Consider the following 2,903-nt stretch of genomic DNA (forward strand, 5'->3'; position numbering starts at 1 on the left):
GGAGGAGATCGGCGGCGGCCCGCATGGCCTCTTCGACCGACTCTTCGGAGCGTGGCTCGATTCGCAAGGCTCCGTCGCTTCGCCGAATCATCCTTCCCGCCCAAAGGCGCTTGAGTTCTTCCTCGATCTCGGGGAGCTTGGGCGACCGGACCGAAAGCACCGACCCGGGAATGAGAGCGCGGAGCCGGCCCGGGGTCTCCCACGCTACCTTCTTCCCCCGATCCAAGATTAAAAGCCGATCGCACCGCTCGGCCTCATCCAAGAGATGGGTCGTCACGAGAATGGTCAGCCCCTTCTGCTCCTTGAGAGCAAAGAGATGGCGCCAAAAATCCCGTCGCGCCGCCGGGTCGATCCCGGTGCTCGGCTCGTCCAGAAGCAGCAGTTCCGGCTCGTGGAGCAGCGCCTTGGCCACCTCGACCCTCCGCTGCTGTCCGCCCGAAAGGGTTTCGACCAGATCCTGCGCCCTTTCTTCCAGTCCGAAGAGTCGGAGCAGCTCCCCGACTCTTTTCCGCAGGAGCCCTCCCCGTAATCCGTAGAGATGCCCTTGATGGAACATGTTTTCCGAAACGGTAAGCTTCTTATCGAGGCTGGGAGACTGGAAGACCACGCCCATTCGTCGCCGAGCGGCGGCAACCTGTGCCGGATAGGAGCAACCTGCCAGGGTGATCATCCCGGAAGGGGCTGCGTAAAGAGTGGACAGGAGACGGAAGAGAGTCGTCTTGCCGCTTCCGTTCGGACCCAAAATCCCGATCAGATCCCCTTGCTCCACCTGGAAGGAGAGGCGATCGAGGACCGTCCGATTCCCGTAGGAATAGGAGAGCCCCTCCACCGAGAGGGCTAGCCCCCGGACGACCGTCCTTTGCGCAAGCTCGGTCATTCTTCCTCATCTTGGAAGAGAATCCGCCCTCCTGTCAAATATCCAGAAACGATCGCCTTTTTGTTGCTACGACTCGACGGGCGGATCTCCCGATCGCGTCCGCAGAAGCCCGGAAACGATGGCCGCCGCACGGGCTGCGGCACCCACGTTTCTCACAAAGATCGCGTGCGCCCTCTTGCCGAACTCCGCCCGCAAGCTTTTCGAACGGAGAAGCTCCTCCAAGCGCAACCCGAGCTCGGTCCGATCCGACGTCTGAAGGATGGCATGCTCATTGCGGAATTCCCGCACGAGCATCTCGAAATTCTGCATGTTCGGTCCGACCAGAATCGGTTTCCCCGCGCAAGCCGCCTCCAAAAAGTTCTGTCCCCCCTTGGCACAGAGGCTCTTCCCGATGAATACCACGGTTGCTTTCCCGTACAGGAAACGGAGCTCTCCCGTAGTATCGAGCAGGAGCACGTCCGGCGAGGAAGCTCTCACCGAACCTTTCCCCAATTCGGTGCGCAAAACGACGGAGAGTCCCGCCTTTCGACAGAGCGCCTCGATTGCGCCACTCCGTTCCACATGGCGCGGAGCCAGAACCAGGCGCAAATTCGGATACCGCTGCCGCGCCTTCCGGTAGAGATCGAGCAGGATCTCCTCTTCTCCCGGATGGGTACTGCCCGCCAGAAGGATCAGGGCGTCCGCGGGCCACCCACTCCGATCCCACCAAGCGCGAGGGGGCTCGGCTCCTCCGCTGGCCAGATTCGCGACGTCATATTTGAGATTCCCCGTCACGAAGATGCGCTCGGGCGGAAAGCCGGCTCCCACCAGGCGGTCGACATCCTCCGGAGCCTGCGCCAACACCAGGGAGAGCTCCCGCAAAATCGGCCGGCAGACCTCCGGGAAACGTCGGTACCAACGCTCGGTCTCGGGCGACAGACGGGCATTGAGCAAGAGGACCGGAACCTTGCGGCGCTTTGCTTCCCAGAGGTAATTGGGCCAAACTTCCGTCTCCACCAGCACCAAGGCGCGAGGACGCAAGAGCGCGAAGGCCCGTTTCACGACACCCGGGAAATCGATCGGACTCCACAGAACCGTCGTTCCTGGATCGTTCGCGCCCAGAGCGACCCTCCGTCCCGTGATCGTCGTTACGGTCAGCGCGACTCGGAGCTCCGGCGACTGCTTCCTCAGTTCCCGCAGCAGAGCGAGCGCTACGAGCACTTCTCCGACGCTCACGGCATGGATCCAGAGGTCCACGCCCTTGCCGATCCGCGAGCGGGTCGCGGGCGAATAGAAGCCCATCCGCTCGGCCAAGCCCTCCCGAGGATTTCCGCGCTTGGAAAGCCGCAAGACATAATAGGGGCTCAGCACGCCGGCAACGACCGGAAAAGCCAACCGGTAGCACCAACGCAGCAGGGGAACCTTCACGAGAAGCTAGGCCCGGGGATGGGTCGCCTGGTAGACCTCGCGCAGCCGCTGCGGGGAAACCCCCGTGTAAATCTGAGTAGTCGAAAGGCGAACGTGGCCGAGCAGCTCCTGCACGCTTCGCAAGTCGGCGCCATTGTTGAGCAGATGCGTCGCAAAGCTGTGCCGGAGCTTGTGCGGGCTGTAGGCGCCGTCGATGCCCGATTCCTCCAAGTATTGCCGGAAAGCCGCTTCGATGAAGCGGGGAGAAAGAGGCCTTCCTCGTCCAGAGACGAACAACGCATCGGCTGAAAAGGGGCAGAGTTCCCGATAACGAAGGATCGCCTCGGTGGCTGCGGGGCCGAGCGGACAGATCCGCTCCCTGCCTCCTTTCCCAACCACCCGGACCAGTTGGCGCTCTGGGTCGAAGTCCTTCCAGCGCAAGCGCGTCAACTCGCGCAAGCGGAGCCCGGCACCATAGAGAACCTCGAGCCAAGCCACATCCCGCTGCATCTGCCACTCTTTCCAGAGCGGTCCACGAACGGATCGCCGCTCTGCCCGGCTTTCCCATTTTCTCCGGGGCGCCCCCAGGAGCCGCAAGGTCTGCTCTTGCGTCAGAAATACCGGCAGGCGCCGCGCAAGC

Annotated in this window: 3 protein-coding genes; all 3 read right to left on the reverse strand. The window is 62.7% G+C overall.

From position 1 onward, the window contains the following. Positions 1 to 877 (reverse strand): ABC transporter ATP-binding protein (locus FN369_RS07845; protein WP_142525618.1); only part of this gene is annotated, 877 nt, incomplete at its 3' end. Between the two features lie 66 nt (positions 878 to 943). Further along, positions 944 to 2,284, reverse strand: coding sequence for a 3-deoxy-D-manno-octulosonic acid transferase (locus tag FN369_RS07850; protein WP_142525619.1), 1,341 nt, complete (start codon positions 2,282 to 2,284; stop codon positions 944 to 946). A 6-nt stretch (positions 2,285 to 2,290) separates the two neighbouring features. Further along, a partial coding sequence (locus FN369_RS07855) for a tyrosine-type recombinase/integrase (protein ID WP_142525620.1) occupies positions 2,291 to 2,903 on the reverse strand: 613 nt, incomplete at its 5' end.

Source organism: Methylacidimicrobium cyclopophantes (assembly GCF_902143385.2).
GTDB lineage: Bacteria > Verrucomicrobiota > Verrucomicrobiia > Methylacidiphilales > Methylacidiphilaceae > Methylacidimicrobium > Methylacidimicrobium cyclopophantes.